The sequence below is a fragment of the Curtobacterium sp. MCPF17_003 genome, from assembly GCF_003224385.1.
GTDB classification, from domain to species: Bacteria; Actinomycetota; Actinomycetes; order Actinomycetales; family Microbacteriaceae; genus Curtobacterium; species Curtobacterium flaccumfaciens.
In genome coordinates this window covers 136,967-153,704 of record NZ_QKLC01000002.1, presented here as the reverse complement: position 1 = coordinate 153,704, position 16,738 = coordinate 136,967, and the positions used below count along the sequence as shown (strand labels likewise).

Annotated in this window: 17 protein-coding genes; 8 read left to right on the top strand and 9 right to left on the bottom strand. The window is 73.8% G+C overall.

Translation table 11 applies throughout. From position 1 onward, the window contains the following. Positions 1 to 75: 75 nt before the first annotated feature. Genes DEJ30_RS03355 through DEJ30_RS03340 form a run of 4 tightly spaced genes read left to right on the top strand, consistent with a single transcriptional unit; the run spans position 76 to position 2,623 of the window. Entirely contained in the window at positions 76 to 603 is a 528-nt protein-coding gene (locus DEJ30_RS03355; protein ID WP_181419984.1) for a phosphoribosyltransferase, read from the top strand. Next, the gene (locus DEJ30_RS03350; protein ID WP_110859043.1) at positions 600 to 1,319 is read left to right on the top strand and encodes a Type 1 glutamine amidotransferase-like domain-containing protein; all 720 of its coding nucleotides are present in this window, start codon (positions 600 to 602) and stop codon (positions 1,317 to 1,319) included. Before DEJ30_RS03355 ends, DEJ30_RS03350 begins: the two co-directional genes overlap by 4 nt. 5 nt (positions 1,320 to 1,324) lie before the next feature. Next, positions 1,325 to 2,008 (top strand): uracil-DNA glycosylase, encoded by a 684-nt coding sequence (locus DEJ30_RS03345; protein WP_110859042.1) that lies wholly within the window; start codon positions 1,325 to 1,327, stop codon positions 2,006 to 2,008. A gap of 9 nt (positions 2,009 to 2,017) precedes the next feature. Further along, positions 2,018 to 2,623 (top strand): GNAT family N-acetyltransferase, encoded by a 606-nt coding sequence (locus DEJ30_RS03340; protein ID WP_110859041.1) that lies wholly within the window; start codon positions 2,018 to 2,020, stop codon positions 2,621 to 2,623. A gap of 124 nt (positions 2,624 to 2,747) precedes the next feature. Here DEJ30_RS03340 and DEJ30_RS03335 read toward each other — a convergent pair whose 3' ends face one another. After that, a complete protein-coding gene (locus tag DEJ30_RS03335) occupies positions 2,748 to 3,446 on the bottom strand; it encodes a FadR/GntR family transcriptional regulator (RefSeq protein ID WP_181419983.1) in 699 nt (232 codons plus the stop codon). A 207-nt stretch (positions 3,447 to 3,653) separates the two neighbouring features. On the opposite strand from DEJ30_RS03335, the gene DEJ30_RS03330 reads away from it, so the two are divergent. Genes DEJ30_RS03330 through DEJ30_RS03320 form a run of 3 tightly spaced genes read left to right on the top strand, consistent with a single transcriptional unit; the run spans position 3,654 to position 7,102 of the window. Beyond that, a complete protein-coding gene (locus DEJ30_RS03330) occupies positions 3,654 to 5,210 on the top strand; it encodes a GntP family permease (protein ID WP_220032924.1) in 1,557 nt (518 codons plus the stop codon). After that, entirely contained in the window at positions 5,207 to 5,779 is a 573-nt protein-coding gene (locus DEJ30_RS03325) for a gluconokinase (protein WP_110859039.1), read from the top strand. The genes DEJ30_RS03330 and DEJ30_RS03325 overlap by 4 nt, the downstream gene beginning before the upstream one ends. Positions 5,780 to 5,806: 27 nt before the next feature. After that, positions 5,807 to 7,102 carry a cytochrome P450 gene (locus DEJ30_RS03320; RefSeq protein WP_110859038.1) on the top strand — a complete coding sequence of 432 codons (1,296 nt, stop codon included), beginning with the start codon at positions 5,807 to 5,809 and terminating at the stop codon, positions 7,100 to 7,102. Positions 7,103 to 7,109: 7 nt separating this feature from the next. On the opposite strand, the gene DEJ30_RS03315 is transcribed toward DEJ30_RS03320, so the two are convergent. From DEJ30_RS03315 to DEJ30_RS03305, 3 genes are read right to left on the bottom strand one after another with little or no spacing between them, the layout of a single operon-like run. Next, positions 7,110 to 8,021, bottom strand: coding sequence for a L,D-transpeptidase (locus tag DEJ30_RS03315; protein WP_110859037.1), 912 nt, complete (start codon positions 8,019 to 8,021; stop codon positions 7,110 to 7,112). 23 nt (positions 8,022 to 8,044) lie between these two features. Beyond that, the gene (locus DEJ30_RS03310) at positions 8,045 to 9,718 is read right to left on the bottom strand and encodes an ABC-F family ATP-binding cassette domain-containing protein (protein WP_110859036.1); all 1,674 of its coding nucleotides are present in this window, start codon (positions 9,716 to 9,718) and stop codon (positions 8,045 to 8,047) included. A gap of 43 nt (positions 9,719 to 9,761) precedes the next feature. Beyond that, entirely contained in the window at positions 9,762 to 10,061 is a 300-nt protein-coding gene (locus DEJ30_RS03305) for a hypothetical protein (RefSeq protein WP_110859035.1), read from the bottom strand. Between the two features lie 70 nt (positions 10,062 to 10,131). Between DEJ30_RS03305 and DEJ30_RS03300 the strand changes: the two genes are divergently transcribed. Further along, complete coding sequence (locus DEJ30_RS03300) at positions 10,132 to 11,577, top strand: amidase (protein ID WP_110859034.1); 1,446 nt, start codon at positions 10,132 to 10,134, stop codon at positions 11,575 to 11,577. A gap of 93 nt (positions 11,578 to 11,670) precedes the next feature. Here DEJ30_RS03300 and DEJ30_RS03295 read toward each other — a convergent pair whose 3' ends face one another. From DEJ30_RS03295 to DEJ30_RS03275, 5 genes are all read right to left on the bottom strand, one after another. Beyond that, positions 11,671 to 13,149, bottom strand: coding sequence for an aminotransferase class I/II-fold pyridoxal phosphate-dependent enzyme (locus tag DEJ30_RS03295; protein ID WP_110859033.1), 1,479 nt, complete (start codon positions 13,147 to 13,149; stop codon positions 11,671 to 11,673). A 153-nt stretch (positions 13,150 to 13,302) separates the two neighbouring features. Next, entirely contained in the window at positions 13,303 to 14,088 is a 786-nt protein-coding gene (locus tag DEJ30_RS03290) for an ABC transporter ATP-binding protein (protein ID WP_110859032.1), read from the bottom strand. Next, complete coding sequence (locus DEJ30_RS03285; protein WP_258369800.1) at positions 14,085 to 14,912, bottom strand: ABC transporter ATP-binding protein; 828 nt, start codon at positions 14,910 to 14,912, stop codon at positions 14,085 to 14,087. The genes DEJ30_RS03290 and DEJ30_RS03285 overlap by 4 nt, the downstream gene beginning before the upstream one ends. Continuing rightward, positions 14,909 to 15,775 (bottom strand): ABC transporter permease, encoded by an 867-nt coding sequence (locus DEJ30_RS03280; RefSeq protein ID WP_110859031.1) that lies wholly within the window; start codon positions 15,773 to 15,775, stop codon positions 14,909 to 14,911. Before DEJ30_RS03280 ends, DEJ30_RS03285 begins: the two co-directional genes overlap by 4 nt. Next, positions 15,772 to 16,725, bottom strand: coding sequence for an ABC transporter permease (locus DEJ30_RS03275; protein WP_110859030.1), 954 nt, complete (start codon positions 16,723 to 16,725; stop codon positions 15,772 to 15,774). Before DEJ30_RS03275 ends, DEJ30_RS03280 begins: the two co-directional genes overlap by 4 nt. Positions 16,726 to 16,738 lie beyond the last annotated feature (13 nt).

Sequence of the window (16,738 nt, the reverse complement as noted above, 5' to 3'; positions counted from 1 at the left end):
CGCGCCGGCCCCACGCAGCGCCCGGGCGGCGGGCGCGGGTCGCGGGCGTGGGCTCCCTGCCGGTACCGTGGTCGGATGCCGATCAGCAGCGAACCCGAGCCCGCGGCTCCGTCCACCGTGACCGTGACGAGCGGGCCCGAGGTACTCGGCTGGCTCGAGTTCGGTGACGCCGCACGCCTGCTCGCCAAGGACGTCCTGTCCAGCGGCTTCGAGCCCGAGGTCGTCGTCGCCGTCGCCCGCGGCGGACTGATCATCGCCGGCGCCGTGGCGTACGCGCTCGGCACCAAGGAGTGCGGCTCGATCAACGTCGAGTTCTACACCGACGTCGAGCAGCGGCTGGAGGAGCCGGTCGTGCTCGCCCCCGCCCTCGACGCCCCGAGCCTGGCGGGCAAGCGGGTCCTCGTCGTCGACGACGTGTCGGACTCCGGCCGCACCCTGCGCCTGGTGGTCGACATCATCCGGAACGCCGGTGCCGACGTCCGGAGCGCCTGCCTGTACTCGAAGCCCGGCACCGTCCTCGAACCCGACCACGTGTGGCGTCAGGTCGACGGCTGGATCACGTTCCCGTGGAGCGCCCTCGCCCCCGTGACGGCCGAGTCGTGAGCATCCACCTGGTCGGCGGCGGTCTGTTCGCCGCCTCGGACGCCGCAGCGCCGTTCCTCGCCGAGGCCACCGCCCGTTCGGCAGCGGTCGGCCGGAGCACCCCGCGCATCGCCCTGCTCTCCGTGGCGGGCCCGGACGGCGGCAGCCCGTCGTCGACCGCCGACATCGCCGAGGTCCTCGGCGGCCCGCGCACGGCCGAGGTGCTCGTCACCGAGGTCGCAGCCGGTCAGGTCTTCGACACCACCGTCCTGAGCGACGTCGACGCCCTGGTGGTCGGCGGCGGCGTCACCCCCGACTACCTGGCGGCGATCGCCCCGCTCGTCGACCAGCTCCGGCTGCTCGTCTCCGACGGTCTGCCCTACCTCGGCTACTCGGCCGGTGCGATGATCGCCGCCGACCGTGCCCTGGTGGGCGGCTGGCGCATCGGCGGCGTCGAGATCTGCCCCGAAGCGGCGTCCGAGGGCCTGGACGAGGTCGAGCTCCGCGAGGGCCTCGGCCTGGTCGACCTGACCATCGACGTGCACGCGGTGCAGGCCGGCACGCTCGCGCGGCTCATCGCCAGCGCCGAGGCCGAGTTCGTCACCGCCGGACTCGCGATCGACGAGGACACCACGCTCGTCGTCGGCGAGGGCGCGCTCGAGGTCCGCGGGACCGGCAGCGTCTGGCGCGTGATGGCCGGCGAGGAGTCGGTGGCCGTCGCCACCATGGGCGCGTAGCCGACGTGGAACCCCGGCCGCTCGCCGACCTGGTCGACCCCGGCTGGGCGTCGGCGCTCGCACCCGTGGAGCCCGACGTGCACCGGATCGGCGCATGGCTGCGGGACGAGACCACTGCGGGCCGTCACTACCTGCCCGCTGGCGGCGACGTCCTGCGTGCCTTCACGACCCCGTTCGACGCCGTCAGGGTGCTGGTCGTCGGGCAGGACCCGTACCCGACGCCCGGCCACCCGATCGGCCTGTCGTTCGCGGTCGACCCGGCCGTCCGTCCGGTGCCGCGCAGCCTGGCGAACATCTACCGCGAGCTCGCCGACGACCTCGGGGTGACGCCGCCGCAGCACGGTGACCTGCGGGCCTGGTCCGACCAGGGCGTCCTGCTGCTCAACCGGGTGCTCACCGTGCAGGCGGGCGAGGCCGGCAGTCACCGCGGCAAGGGCTGGGAGGCGGTGACCGACCAGGCCGTCCGTGCCCTCGTCGCCCGTGGCGGCCCGCTCGTCGCCGTGCTCTGGGGCGCCCAGGCCGGGTCGGTGCGACCGCTCCTCGGTGACACCCCGGTCGTCGCGTCGGCCCACCCGAGCCCGCTCAGCGCGTCGCGCGGGTTCTTCGGCAGCCGCCCGTTCTCGCAGGTGAACGCCCTGCTCGAGTCGCAGGGCGCACCGCCCGTCGACTGGACGCTGCCCGCTCAGTAGGCTCGGCACGTGCTCGAGGAGGAATACCAGCGACGGCGGGTCCTGCCGCGACACCTGCGTGCCCCCGTGGCGACCGAGACGGCCTTCGAGTACCGCATCCGTGCGGCCGAGGTGGGGGACCTGCCCCACGTGCGCGAGATCCACACGCATTACGTCCGCAACTCGTCGGTGACCTTCGACCCGGCGGCGTTCACCTACGCCGCGTGGAAGAAGCGCTACGACGACATCCGGAAGCGCCGCCTGCCGTTCCTGGTGGCGGAGAACCCTGCCGGACAGATCCTCGGGTACGCCCTGGTCGACGCGTGGAACCCCCGGGACCGCTCGAACCACGTCGTCGAGGACTCGATCTACCTCGGCGCCGCGTCCGGTGGCAAGGGGCTCGGCCGCGCACTGATGGAGGCGCTGCTCGACGAGTGCCGGTCGGCCGGCGTGCGCGAGGTCGTCGCCGTCATCGCGGACCGCCAGGCCGAGGCGTCGATCCGGCTGCACGAGCGGCTCGGCTTCGAGGAGGTCGGCCGGATGGGGAAGGTCGGCTACAAGTACGACCGCTGGCTCGGCACCGTCACGATGCGGCTCCGCCTGCGCGGCCCGCGGCTGTTCGCACGACGACGCTGACGGACCCGACGCGGTCGACGCGCGTCACGCACGAGAACGTGGGCAGTGCGGACGGGAGGCCCGTGGCGGGCCCGGCACGCGCCTCCAGGCCGTCTCCGGGTCGCGTCGGACCGCCGTGGCCGGGTCAGCCCGCCGGGGCCTCGGTGATGAACTCGTCGCGCGTCACGCGGAGCAGCGCGGTGGCCGCCGCCGCCGCGGCGTCCGCGTCACCGTCGACCGCTGCGCGCCCGACGGCCTCGTGCCGGAGCGCCGCCTCGCGCGTCCAGCGCGTGATGGGGTCGCGCGACTCCGACGTGCGGGTGCGCAGGAGGGCCTCGACCGTGCCGGCGAAGTGCGCGAACACGGCGTTCCCCGACCCGGTGAGCAGTGCACGGTGGAAGCGGACGTCGGCCTCCAGGTAGGCGCGGCTGTCCTCGCGTCCGCAGGCGTCGAGCATGTCCTCGGCGGCTGCGAGCACGGCGTCCGCGCCCTCGGAGCCGGCGGTCAGGGACGCCGCGACCGGTTCGACGCCGAGCCGGAGTTCGACGAGCTCCCGCTGCTGCACGAAGTACGCGGGGGATCCGCCGCGCCACCGGATCACGGTGGGGGCGAGCAGCTCCCACGCGGTGATGTCGCGGACGAGCGTACCGACCCGCTGCCGGGGCTCGACCAGGCCGAGGGACTGCAGGACGCGCAGGGCCTCGCGGACGACCGAGCGGGACACCCCGAACTCGTCGGCCACCAGTTCGGGTCGGACGACGGCGCCCGTGGCCAGGTCGCCGTCGACGATCCGCTGGCCCAGGGTGTCGAGCACGTGGGCGTGCAGTCCGCGTGCGGTGGGCATCGTTTCCTCCGTGCAGTACGGGTCACGCGGTCGCCGTGACACCGGTCCCATCGAAGCGGCAGACTCCGGAGACGGGCGGTCGGCGCGCGGGACGACGTCGTATAGTCTGATTAATCAGATTATTGAGGGTCGGCGTTCGTCGCGCCAGCCCACCCTCGACACGAAGGCGACGGAGCCGCGCAGCAGCGACTCCAGGAAGGGGTGCTGATGCCTCACGCTCTCCCGGACCACCTGCTCGCCGCGGGTGGCACCACCGAGACGGTCGACCCGTCCGGTTCCATCCCGCAGCTGATCATCGCGGCGCTCGTCGGCATCGTGGTGATCATCGCGCTCATCACCTGGCTCAAGGTGCACCCGTTCATCGCGCTCACGATCGGTGCGCTCGGCGTCGGGATCGGCGCAGGCCTCGCGCCGGACAAGGCGGTCACGAGCTTCGGCGACGGCTTCGGCGCGACCATGACGAGCGTCGGCATCCTGGTCGGGCTGGGGGCGATGTTCGGCAAGATGCTCGTCGACTCGGGTGCAGCGGACCGTGTCGTGGACACCCTGGTGCGGAAGTCGCCGAAGGCGGCGCTGCCGTGGACGATGGCCCTGATCGGGGCGCTCATCGGGTTGCCGATGTTCTTCGAGGTCGGCCTCGTCCTGCTCATCCCCATCATCGTGCTGGTCGCCAAGCGGAGCGAGGTGCCGATCATGAAGATCGCCGTCCCCGCCCTGGTCGGCCTGTCGACGATGCACGCGTTCGTCCCGCCGCACCCCGGCCCGCTCGTCGCGATCTCCACCGTCGGTGCGAACCTCGGCACCACGCTCGCCTTCGGCATCGTGCTGGCGATCCCGGTGATCATCCTGGCCGGGCCGCTCTTCGCCCGGTTCGCGGCCCGCTGGGTCGACATCCCCGTCCCCGACATGTTCGGGTCGCGCGGGGCGGTCGCCACCGCCGGCCCGGGGTCGGGTTCGGGTTCCGGGTCCGCCGCGTTCGTGGACGACCCGGCACACCCCGGACGCCAGGCCCGGCGCGGCCCCGTCACGCAGGACACCGCGTCCCTGCCCAACGGCAAGAGCGACTTCACGCGCGTCATCAGCGAGCCGCGCAGCCCGTCGTTCACCGTCGCCCTGGTCGGCATCCTGCTGCCGGTCGTGCTCATGCTCGCCCAGGCGATCCGTGAGGCCACCGCCCCCGACGCCGCCGGCTCGTGGGTGAGCCTGCTCGACTTCCTCGGTTCGCCGATGATCGCCATCGGCATCGCGGCCGTCTACGCGATGGTCTTCTTCGCGATCGGCGGTGGCATGGACCGCTCGGCCGTGTCGAAGTCGCTCGAGAGCGCGCTGCCCCCGATCGCCGGGGTGCTGCTCATCGTCGGCGCCGGCGGTGGCTTCAAGCAGGTGCTCATCGACACCGGGATCGGCGGCGTGATCGCCGACGCCGTCAAGGACTCCGGCGTCTCGGTGCTGCTCGTCGCCTGGGTCGTCTCGGCCCTGGTCCGCGTGGCGACCGGGTCCGCCACGGTCGCCACCGTGACCGCCGCCGGCATCATGGCACCGATCGCCGCCGACCTGTCGACCCCGATGACGTCGCTGCTCGTGCTCGCGATCGGAGCCGGGTCGGTGTTCCTGTCGCACGTCAACGACGCCGGGTTCTGGCTGGTGAAGGGGTACCTTGGCACCACGGTGGGGCAGACGTTCAAGACGTGGACGGTGCTCGAGTGCCTCATCTCGGTGTTCGGTCTGGTCGGGGTCCTGCTGGCCGGGGTGTTCATCCGATGAGCGGCGCAGCAGACCTCGGTGCGGCCGATGCTGCCGGGGCGGCCGACACCGGGCTGGACGCACGTGTCCTGGTGGTGATGGGGGTCTCCGGGTCCGGCAAGTCGACCGTCGCCGCCATGGTGGCGGAGCAGATCGGGTGGGAGTTCGCCGAGGGCGACGCGATGCACCCACAGGCGAACGTCGACAAGATGCACGCCGGCACCCCGCTCACCGACGAGGACCGCTGGCCGTGGCTCGACGTCGTCGCCGGCTGGATCCGCGGACACCTGGACGCCGGCACGAACGGCGTCGTGACCTGCTCGGCCCTGAAGCGCTCGTACCGCGACGTGCTGCGGGCCCCCGGGGTGGTGTTCGTGCACGTGGCCGGTGACGGTGCGCTCATCGAGGAGCGGATGTCCGAGCGTTCCGGGCACTTCATGCCGACGTCGCTGCTGCAGTCGCAGCTCGCCACGCTCGAGCCGCCGCAACCCGACGAGGCCCACGTGACGATCGCCGCCGACCGCACCCCCGAAGCGGAGAGCGCCGAGGTCGTGGCGCGGCTCGGACTGGTCCGGATCCCGAGAGCCTGATCGGGTGGCGCTCGGCAGCATGGCGGCATGGCGATCGACGACTCCCTCTCGCTCCTGACCCGCGGCTACGGGTTCGGTGCCCACCTGTGGCGCCGGACCCGTCCGGGGGCGCGAGCGGTGGGCTTCCGACTGCTCGGACGTCCGGCGCTGCTCGTGCGTGGCGCCGAGGGCGTCGGGCTGTTCTACGACGGCGACCGCACGGCACGCCACGGCGCGATGCCGGCGATCGTGCAGCGGACGCTGTTCGGTGTCGGGTCGGTGCACAGCCTCGACGGGGCGGAGCACCACCACCGCAAGGCGACCTTCGTCGACGTCGCGTACGAGGACGAGCAGGTCCGGCGGCTCGCACCCCTGCTGACCCGGGAGTGGGCGACCGAACGCGACGCGTGGCTCGCCGGCGGCACCCGGTCGGCGTACGACGCTGCCGTCGGCGCGATCGGCCGTGCGGTCATGCGGTGGGCCGGACTGCCGGGGACGCCGGCGGCGAAGACCCGGTGGGCGGCACGGCTCGCCCAGGTCGTCGACGGCTTCGGGGTGCCCTACTCACCGGAGTACCTGCAGGCCGTCCTGAACCGGCACTGGTCGGACCGGCACGCCCGGCGGCTGGTCGAGGCCGTGCGTGGTGGCCGGTTGGCCCCCGAGCCGCACACCGCCCTGCACGAGTGGGCGTGGCACCGGGACCCCTCCGGGGCGCTGCTGCCGGCGCGGCTGGCCGGCATCGAACTGCAGAACAGCATCCGGCCGGCCATCGCGGTGGCCCGGTTCGTGGCGTTCGCGGCGAAGGAGCTGCACGACCGGCCGGAGTGGCGGGCACGGATCGCCGCCGAGAGCGGGGCGGCCGACACCGCGGACGGGCCGCGCGTCGACGGGCCGCGCGTCGACGGCCCGCTCGCCGTCGCCTTCGCGCAGGAGATCCGCCGGACGGCGCCGTTCGTGCCGATGCTGCCCGCCTGGGCCACCACGGACGTCGAGCTCGACGGCGAGCACCTGCCCGCCGGCGGGCGCGTGGTGCTCGACATCACCGGGACCGACACCGACGAGCGCTCGTGGGACCGTGCGGGCGACTTCGACCCGTCGCGGTTCCTCGGCGTGGACGACTCCGAGGCGATCACGACGTTCGTCCCGCACGGCGGCGCCGACGTCGCCACGGGACACCGGTGCCCCGGCGAGAAGGTCGCCGTCGCCGCGCTCGCGGCCGCGGTCTCGGTGCTGAGCGACCCACGGCTGACGATCCTCGACGACGGGCTGCAGGTGGACCGCCGCCGGCTGCCGACGAAGCCGGCCTCGGGTGGCGAGGTCCGGGGCCGCTGCCCCTTCCACTGACCCGGTCTCAGCTGAACCGGATCGGCGTGCCGACGGGCAGCGCGGCGAGGGTCCGGGTCATCTCCGCCGAGATCCGGACGCAGCCGTGCGAGCTGCCGGTCGGGTCCGGGTAGTAGTGCAACGCGGTCAGTGCGGCGTTGCCGCCGTACGACGGGATCCGGGACGAGTGCGCCCCGGTCAGGATGATCGGGTTGCCCTGCGTGTACGCGACGCGGGTGTCGACGTACGCCGCCTCGACGTAGGTGGCGGTGTCGACCGGTGTGGGGTCCTCGGGCGTCCCGAGCCGGCCGGCCTCGGTCGCGGTGACCTCGCCAGTCCGGGTGACGACGGACACCGTGCTGGCGGCGACGTCGACCCGGATCATCCGGTCGGTCCGCGTCACGGTGAAGTCGGACGCCCGGGCCCAGGCGAACGTCGCGCTCGGCGCGTCCGGGTCGCCGCCGTCACCGGGGGTGCGGTTGCGGGACGGAGTCGACACCAGGAGCATCCCGCCGTCCCGGCCGGGGGAGCGACCCCACACCGCGGTCGCCGCGGGTCGGTTGATCGTCGACACCAGGTGGGACAGGGTCGCCACCGGTCGGGCGCGGCTGGACGGGCTCGCGTACAGGGCGACGAGCGGCGTGCGCGGGGTCGCGATCTGCCAGGTGTCCTCGGGCTCCACGTCCCCGCCGTCGAGCAACTGCGGCACGACGGCGTCGTGGAACGCCAACGGCAGCGCGGCCAGGGTCGCGTCCGACGGTGCAGCGGGGACGGCCGCGAGCGTCGGCGTCGGCGTGGCGCTCGGGGTCGGTGTCGTCGTCGCCCGTGCCGCCCGGGTCGGCTCCGGCGCCGGTGACCCGACGGTCGCCCCCACCACGACGGCGGCGACGGCGAGCACCACCACCCCGGCGGTCGTCGCGATCCAGGTGTTGCGTCGCATGCTGCGCCCCCTCGGTCGACCCGTCAGCGTTCGGTGACGGTTCCGCCCTCGACCCGCCACTGCCGGTCGAGTCGGACGGTCTCCAGCATGCGCCGGTCGTGTGTGACGAGCAGCAGGGTCCCGTCGTAGGACTCCAGCGCCTGCTCCAGCTGCTCGATCGCGGTCAGGTCGAGGTGGTTGGTCGGCTCGTCGAGCACGAGCACGTTCACCCCGCGGGCCTGCAGCAGCGCGAGCCCGGCCCGGGTGCGTTCGCCGGGGGAGAGCGCCGAGGCCGGTCGGCCGACGTGGTCCGCCTTCAGCCCGAACTTCGCGAGCAGCGTCCGGACGTCGGCGGTGGTGTACTCGGGCACGATCGCCTCGAACGCCGCTGCCAGGGGCTGGTCACCGGTGAACGCCGCACGCGCCTGGTCGACCTCGCCGACCGCGACGCTCGAGCCGAGCGAGGCCGTGCCCGTCGTCGGCGCCTGCTTGCCGAGCAGTGCCCGCAGCAGGGTGGACTTGCCGGCGCCGTTCGGACCGGTGATGCCGATCCGGTCACCGCCGTCGACCTGCAGCGAGACCGGGCCGAGGGTGAAGTCGCCCTGGGTGAACGTGGCGTCCGACAGCGTCGCGACGACGGCCGACGACCTGGGTGCGCTGCCGATCGTGAACTCGAGCTGCCACTCCTTGCGCGGCTCCTCGACCTCGTCGAGCCGGGCGATGCGGGACTCCATCTGCCGGACCTTCTGCGCCTGTTTCTCGCTCGACTCCGAGGCGGCACGGCGGCGGATCTTGTCGTTGTCCGGGCTCTTCTTCATGGCGTTCCGGACACCCTGGCTCGACCACTCGCGCTGCGTCCGTGCCCGCGAGACCAGGTCGGCCTTCGTCGACGCGAACTCGTCGTACGCGTCACGCTTGTGCTGCCGGGCGATCTCGCGCTCCTCGAGGAACGAGTCGTACCCGCCGCCGAACAGCCGGTTCGACGACTGCGCCAGGTCGAGCTCGAGCACCGAGGTCACCGAGCGCGCCAGGAACTCACGGTCGTGGCTGACGAGCACCACCCCGCCGCGTAGCCCGCGCACGAACGCCTCGAGCCGGTCGAGGCCGTCCAGGTCGAGGTCGTTGGTCGGCTCGTCGAGCAGGACGATGTCGAACCGCGAGAGCAGCAGCGCGGCGAGCCCGACGCGGGCGACCTGCCCGCCGGACAGCGCGGTCATCAGGGAGTCCGGGCCGACGCCGTCCGCACCGGAGTCGCCGGTGCCGGGTTCGAGGCCGAGGTCGGCGAGCACCGCCGGGATCCGGTCCTCCAGGTCCGCGGCCCCCGCGGCGAGCCAGCGGTCGAGCGCCGCCGAGTACCGGTCGGCCGCTGCGTCGCCGGCGTCGGGGTCCCCGAGCGCCGCCGCCGCTGCGTCCATCGTCGCGGTCGCCTCGGTGCAGCCGGTCCGCCGCCCGAGGTACGCCGCGACGGTCTCGCCAGCGATGCGCTCGTGCTCCTGGGGGAGCCACCCCACGAACGCATCCGTCGGCGCCAGGGACACCGTGCCCGCCAGCGGCTCGTCGACCCCGGCCAGCAGCCGGAGCAGCGTGGACTTGCCGGCACCGTTCACGCCGACGACCCCGATCACGTCGCCCGGCGCCACCGTCAGGTCGAGGGAGTCGAACAGCGTGCGAGCGGCGTACCCGCCGGACAGGCCCTTGGCGACGAGCGTGGCGGTCATGCGCCCATCGTCCCACGCGGAAGCGGCACCCCCGGCGTGACCCTCAGCCCCTGGGCGCCAGTCGACCCGCACCCACCGGCAGCAGCCCGCTCCGGTACTCGAGCGCCGTCGCGCCGCCGACCGACACCGAGGCCGCCCCGAACCGCCACGCGCGGTTGAACAGGTACACGCCGATCACCGTGTCGCCGTCGTCCGGCACCGCCCACGTGCCGGTGCCCCACTGGGCCGGGTGCCCCACCCCGTCGACGGTGACGGTCGGCCGGGCGAACCAGGCGAACAGGGGCCGGACGAGCCGGAGTTCGATCCGGCGCTTCGTCGTGCCGGAGGGGAGAGTGGTGTCCACCGTCGAAGGATACGGGCCACCGCCGCACCGGCCGGGCACGCACGGGCCACCGCCGCCTAGGCTCGGAGCCGTGTTCGAACTCCACCACCTCTCCGCACAGGAACTCTGGGACTGGATCCGCCGGGGCGAGGCGACCGCCCTCGAGGTCACCGAGCACTACCTGGCCCGCGTGGAACGCCTGGACGCCGGACTCGGCGCCTTCGTGACGGTCACCGCGGACGCGGCCCGGGCCCGAGCCGATCGCCTCGGTCACCTGGTGCCGACGTCGAGACCGTTGTGGGGCCTCCCGTCCGCCGACAAGGACCTGTACGACCGCGCCGGGGTCCCCACGCGGAACGGCACCGCGAGCCTGCCGGAGCGGCCCGCGTCGGCCGACCACCCGCTCGTCGCCGCGCTCGACGCGGCCGGCACCGTCAGCCTCGGCAAGACCGCGACACCGGAGTTCGGCATGTCCTCGTCGTCCGAGACCCGGCTCGGCGTGACGCGGAACCCCTACGACACCGCGCGCGCGCCGGGCGGGTCGTCGAGCGGTGCGGCCGTCGCCGTCGCCGCCGGACTGCTGCCGGCCGCGGTCGGGTCGGACGGCGGCGGATCGGTGCGGATCCCCGCCGCGGCGACCGGACTCGTCGGGCTGAAGCCGAGCCGCGGCCGCGTGCCGTCGATGCCCGGCCGCTCCGGCGTCGGCGGCCTGTCCGTGGCCGGGCCGCTCACCCGCTCCGTCGCCGACGCGGGCATGCTGCTCGACGCGCTGGTCGCGCCGACCGGGCTGCCGGAGCCGTCGCCCTACGCCCTCGTCACCCCCGACGTCGGCGAGGGGCCGTTCACCGCGGCAGCCGTCCGCGGCGAGGGCCGGTTCGTCGTCGGGGTGCTCGAGGGGTCGCCGTGGGACGACACCGTCGACGTGGTCGTCGACCCCGCGGCCCGGGCCACCGTGGAGACCGCCGTGCGGGTGCTCGGCGAGGTCGGGCACGGCGTCGAGGACGTCCGGATGCCCCGGGTGCCGTACGCCGACGCCTTCCGGGTGGCGTGGGCGAGCTCCGCCGCCCGCCTGCCGCAGGTGCCCGGCATCGACCCGACGTCGCTGACCCCGCTCGTGGCGTGGCTCGTGGCCCGCGGACAAGCACTGTCCGGCACGCAGGTCCTCGACGCGATGACGACGCTCGACGCCTTCTCGACAACGCTCATCGGTGCCTTCGACCGGTTCGACGCGGTGCTCACACCGACCCTCGCGATGACGCCGCGGCCCCTCGGCTGGTACGGCGACGACCCGGACGAGGACTTCCGCCGCCAGTGCGCCTACTCGCCGTGGACGTCGATGGCGAACGTGTCCGGGCTCCCCGCGATCACCCTGCCCGTCGGCGTGACCGACGACGACCACCCTGACGGTGGCGGGCTGCCGATGGGCGTGCAGCTGATCGGACGCCCCGGCGGCGAGCGCGTCCTGCTCGCGATCGGCGCGCAGCTCGAGCGCCGGTTGCGCTGGCAGCGGCGGCACCCGGCCGCCTGGACCGCCTGACGGGAGGCCCGGGGCCGGGTCCCACAAACACGCGTTCTCCGACAGACCACCAGTCGAACGACGCGTGGAATGTCGCAGCGCTCGTGCGCCCGCTCAGCTCGTCTCCCGCACCACCCGGATCACGCCGAGGCTCCCGTCGGTGGGGTCCGGAATGACCATCCCGGCCTCGAGCCCGCTGCGCAGGTAGTCGATCACCTCGGCCGTCAGCCGCTCTCCGGGCACGTACGCCGGGATCCCGGGCGGGTACGGGGTCGCCTGCTCGGCCGCGATCCGCCCCGCTGCCTGGTCGGCGGGCACGAGCTCGACCGCGCCGAAGAAGGCGTCGCGGGGTGTCATCACCGACTCGAGCAGCAGGCCCGACGGTTCCGGGATGCGGACCGGCGGCGTCTGCGGCAGGTCCGGTGCCGCCACGGCGAGCGACTGCAGGGCGTGCACGAGCCGGTCGGTGGTGAAGTCGTCGTCAGCCAGCGACACGTCGATGCCGAGGTGCCGGTGGTCGGAGAGCCCGAGGTCGAGCCGGTGGTGTTCGCGGACCCAGTCGTGCGCCTGGTACCCGGTGATCCCGAGCGCTTCGACGTCGAGCAGCATGCGCATCGGGTCGAGCTGGTGCGATGCCTCCGCCCCGAGCAGCTCGTCGTGCAGGACGTGGATGCCGTCGATCGCCTCGATGCGCTGCCGGGTCTGCTCGGCGAGCACGATGGTCCGCGCGATCAGCCCAGTGCCGTCGCGCATCATGTGCCGACGCCAGCCGTCCATGCCCGCGTAGACGAGCACGTTCGGGCTCGTCGTCATGAGCATGTCCGCGCAGGACCACAGGTGGTCGTGGTCGACGAGGTCGCCACGGAGGTGCAGCACGGACCCCTGCTCGAAGCCGAGGCCCATCTTGTGCACGCTCGTCACGCAGACGTCGGCGCCGGCGTCCATCGCCCACGAGGGCAGCTGCTCGGAGAAGGGCAGGTGCGCACCCCAGGCCTCGTCGACGATGAGGGGCTTGCCGCGCTCGTGGCACACCGCCGCGATGCCGGCGATGTCCGCACAGGTGCCGTACGGGGTCGGGCTGACCACGAGTGCGGCGGCGGCGTCCGGGTGCTCGTCCCACACCGCGGCGTAGTCGGCGGGCGACGGCGGGTGGGAGATCCCCTGGTCACGGTCGAGTCGCGGCTCCACCCAGTACGGCTGCAGCCCGGAGAACACCAGGCCGGCGGTCACCGACTTGTGCGCGTCACGCCTGACCAGGATCCCGCCCTCGACGCCGGCGACCGCGAGCATCGCCGCCTTCACCGACAGGGAGCTCCCGCACGTCGAGAAGAAGACCGTGTCGGCACCGACGGCCTCGGCCATCAGGAACTCCGCGGTGGTCAGGTACCCGTTCGAGGACTTCCGGTCGTCGAGTCCGCCGCTGGCGAGCACGTCGGCGCGGAACGGGTCCTTGCCGAGCACGGCCAGGGTGTCGGCGTCGACGCCGCGGCCCTGCCGGTGGCCCGGTGGCGAGAAGCCGTAGCGGTCTCGGGCGTGGTAGTCCCGGAGCGCGTCGAGGAAGGGTGCCTGGGTCTGGTCGAGGTCGCCGCTCATGGATCCCGTCTACCCGGGCGGCGTGCACCGTCGGCTCAGGACGCCGGACTCGGTGGGCGCGGCGGGAGGTGCGACGGAGTCGTCGTCGTACGACGTCGACGGTGTCGCTCCGCGTCGGCACCCCCACGTTCGCCCCGGGCCGCGCCGGCCGCCCTACGGCAGCGTCGGTGCCGCCGACACCAGCGCCCGCGTCACCGGGTGCTGCGGATCGTCGAGGAGCGACACCGGCCCGTGCTCGACGATCCGGCCGTCGGACATCACCGCGACGGTGTCGCACAACCGCTGCACGACGCCGATGTCATGGGACACCAGCACGAGCGTCAGCCCGAGATCGTCAGCGAGCGACCGGAACAGCTCGATCACCCGGGCCCGGACCACCACGTCGAGGGCGCTCATCGGCTCGTCGCCGAACAGGATCCGGGGCGAGTGCACCACGGCCCGGGCGATCGCGATCCGCTGTCGCTGCCCGCCGGAGAACTCGTGCGGGTATCGGTCGACCGTGTCGGCGGGCAGGTCGACGCGCTCCAGCACGGCACGGACCAGGTCGTCGTGCGAGCCCGGGACCTGCAGGGCCCGCAACGGCTCGGCCACGATCGCCCCGACGCGCATCCGCGGGTCGAGGGACGCGTACGGGTCCTGGAACACCACCCCGGTCTCGCGACGGAACCAGCGCAACGCCCGCGCGGACCGGGACGCGACCACCGGACGGCCGGAGGCGGCGACGGTGCCGGCGGAAGGGGCCTCCAGGCCGGCGAGCAACCGGACCAGCGTGGACTTGCCGGATCCCGATTCGCCGACGATGCCGAGCCGTGCGCCGGGGGCGACCGTCAGGTCGACGCCGTCGACCGCGGTGCGGACCGGACCGGGCTCGAACGGGCCGCGGCGGGGGAGTCGGTAGGTGCGGTGGAGACCGGCGGCCTCGAGGACGGGGAGGGTCACGGGGCGGTCCTCCTGGCGGTGGCACGTGCGGCGTCGACGAGCGCGGCGGTGGCGGGGTGCTGCGGTGCGGCGAGCAGGTCCGCGACGCGGCCCTGCTCGACCACCCGACCGGCGTCGAGGACGACCGCGGTGTCGGCGATGCGCGCGAGCACGGCGAGGTCGTGGGTGACGAACACCATGCCCGCCGGCAGGTGCTCGAACAGGTCGAGGATGCGGGCCTCCGTGGTGACGTCGAGCGCCGTGGTCGGTTCGTCGGCCACCAGGTACGACGGCTCGCCCGCCATCGCCATCGCGATGCAGATCCGCTGCCGCTGCCCGCCGGACAGCTGGTGCGGGTACTGCCGCAGCAGCGACTCCGGGTCGGGGAGGCCCACGGACGCCGCCAGGTCGACCGCTGCCGCGCGGGCCGCACGCCGGTCGAGCCCGCGGTGCAGCCGGAGCGGCTCCGCGATCTGCGCGCCGACCCGTCGCAGCGGGTCGAGCGCTGTGCCCGGCTCCTGGAACACCATCGCGATGCCCGATCCGCGGTGTCGCGCGCGCTCGCGGTCGGGCAGGCCGACGAGTTCGGTGCCGTCCAGGCGGACGCTGCCGGTCACGACGGCGCCGGTGGGCTCCAGGCCCATCAGGGCGAGCGAGGTCATCGACTTTCCGGATCCGCTCGCGCCGATCACGCCGACGCGCTGGCCGGGAGGCACGGTGAAGCTGACGTCGTCGAGGATCGTCCGCCCCGTGATGCGGACCGACAACCCGCGCACCTCGAGCCCGTAGGCTGCGGTGGCGTGGGCGGTGCCGGCTGCGTCGGTGTTGGCTGCGTGGTCGGTCATGCGGTCACCCCCGGCGTGGTCGTGCCGGGATCGGTCCGGTCGCTCGTCGTCAGCCGCGGGTCCGAGGCGTCACGCACCGCGTCGCCGAGCAACGACAGTGCCGCGACGACGAGGGCGATGGCGGCTCCCGGCCAGGTCGCACTCCACGGGTGGACCCCGATGTAGGTCTGCAGGTCGGACAGCAGGCTGCCCCACGAAGCGGTGTCCGATCCGGCGCCGTAGCCCAGGTAGGACAGCCCGGCCTCGGCGAGCACGGCCGTGGCCATCGCGAGCGAAAGCTGCACGGTGAACAGCGGCGCCGCGTTCGGCACCAGGTGACGGAAGAGCACCCCGGCACCGCCGACGCCGGACGCCCGGGCCGCCGTGACGTAGTCGCTCCGGGCGATCCGGCGGATCTCACCGCGGGCCACGCGGGCGATCGTCACGCCGAAGGACAGCCCGACGCTGACGATCACGACGCCGAGCGACCCGCCGAACACCGCGGTCAGGAGCATCGCGGTGAGCAGGGTCGGGAACGCCACCAGGATGTCGAGCAGGACCGCGGTGCCCTCGCGCACCCAGCGGGCGGTGAGCGACCCGATCGCGGTGAGGACGATGCCGACGACGCTCGCGATCACCCCGGAACCGACCGCGACGAGCACGGTGGTGCGGGTGCCGGCGAGCAGGTAGCTCGCGATGTCCCGGCCGGCGGCGTCGGTGCCGAACCAGTGCGCGGCGCTCGGCCCCTCCCACTGGTGGAACGGGTCGGCGCGGAACGGGTTCTGCGGTGTCCAGACGAGTGACACGGCGGCGAGCACGAGCAGCAGGCCGAGCACGACGACGGCGAAGACCCCGGTCGGCCGGGACACCAGGCGGCGGATCATCCCTGCACCTCGCGCTGTCGGGGGTCGAGGGTGCGGTGCACGACGTCGACGGCGAACCCGACGAGCAGCACGAGTCCGGTGAGCACGAGCAGTTCCGACTGCACCTTCGTGATGTCGCGGCGGCCGACGTCGGTCACGAGCATCCGGCCCACCCCGGGCAGGGAGAACAGCTGCTCGACGACGACGGCTCCGACGAGCAGCCCGGCGATCTGGACGCCGAGCACGGCGAGCACCGTGAGGGCGACGCTCGGCAGACCGTGGCGGAGCAGCGCCTGCGTGCGGGTGAGGCCGACGGCGGCGGCGGTGCGCAGGTGGTCGGCATCGAGGACGGAGAGCGTCGCGGACCGGGTGAACCGGAGGATCACGGCGCCCTCGACCGCACCGATCGTCAGCGCGGGCAGCACGAGCGACGCGAACGCCCGCCCGGGTTCCGACCAGCCGTCGAGCGGGAAGCCCTGCGTCGGCAGCCAGTGCAGCGTCACCGCGAACAGGGCGACGAGGAGCATGCCGGCCCACACGACGGGCACGGCGGCGACCGCCTGCGCCGCGAACCCGATCACCGCGCCACCCGGGCGGCGACGGAGCACCGCGGCGATCACCCCGAGCGGGACGCCGATCACCAGCGCGGTCGCCAGGGACATCGCGGCGAGCGGCAGGGTGATCGCGAGCTTCTGAGCGATCTCCGGCGCGACGGCACCGTTCGTCACCAGGGAGCGGCCGAGGTCACCGCGGAACACGCCACCGATCCAGTCGAGGTACTGCACCACGACGGGCCGGTCGAGTCCGAGCTGCTGCCGGAGCTGTTCCACCTGCGCGGGGGTCGACTGCGTGCCGGCGACGACCTGGGCGACGTCACCGGGCAGCACGCGGAGCGTGGCGAAGATGATGACGCTCGCCACGAGCAGGCCGACGACGAGCAGGAGCACCCGCCCGATGAGGAACCGGGTCACGACACCGATGCTA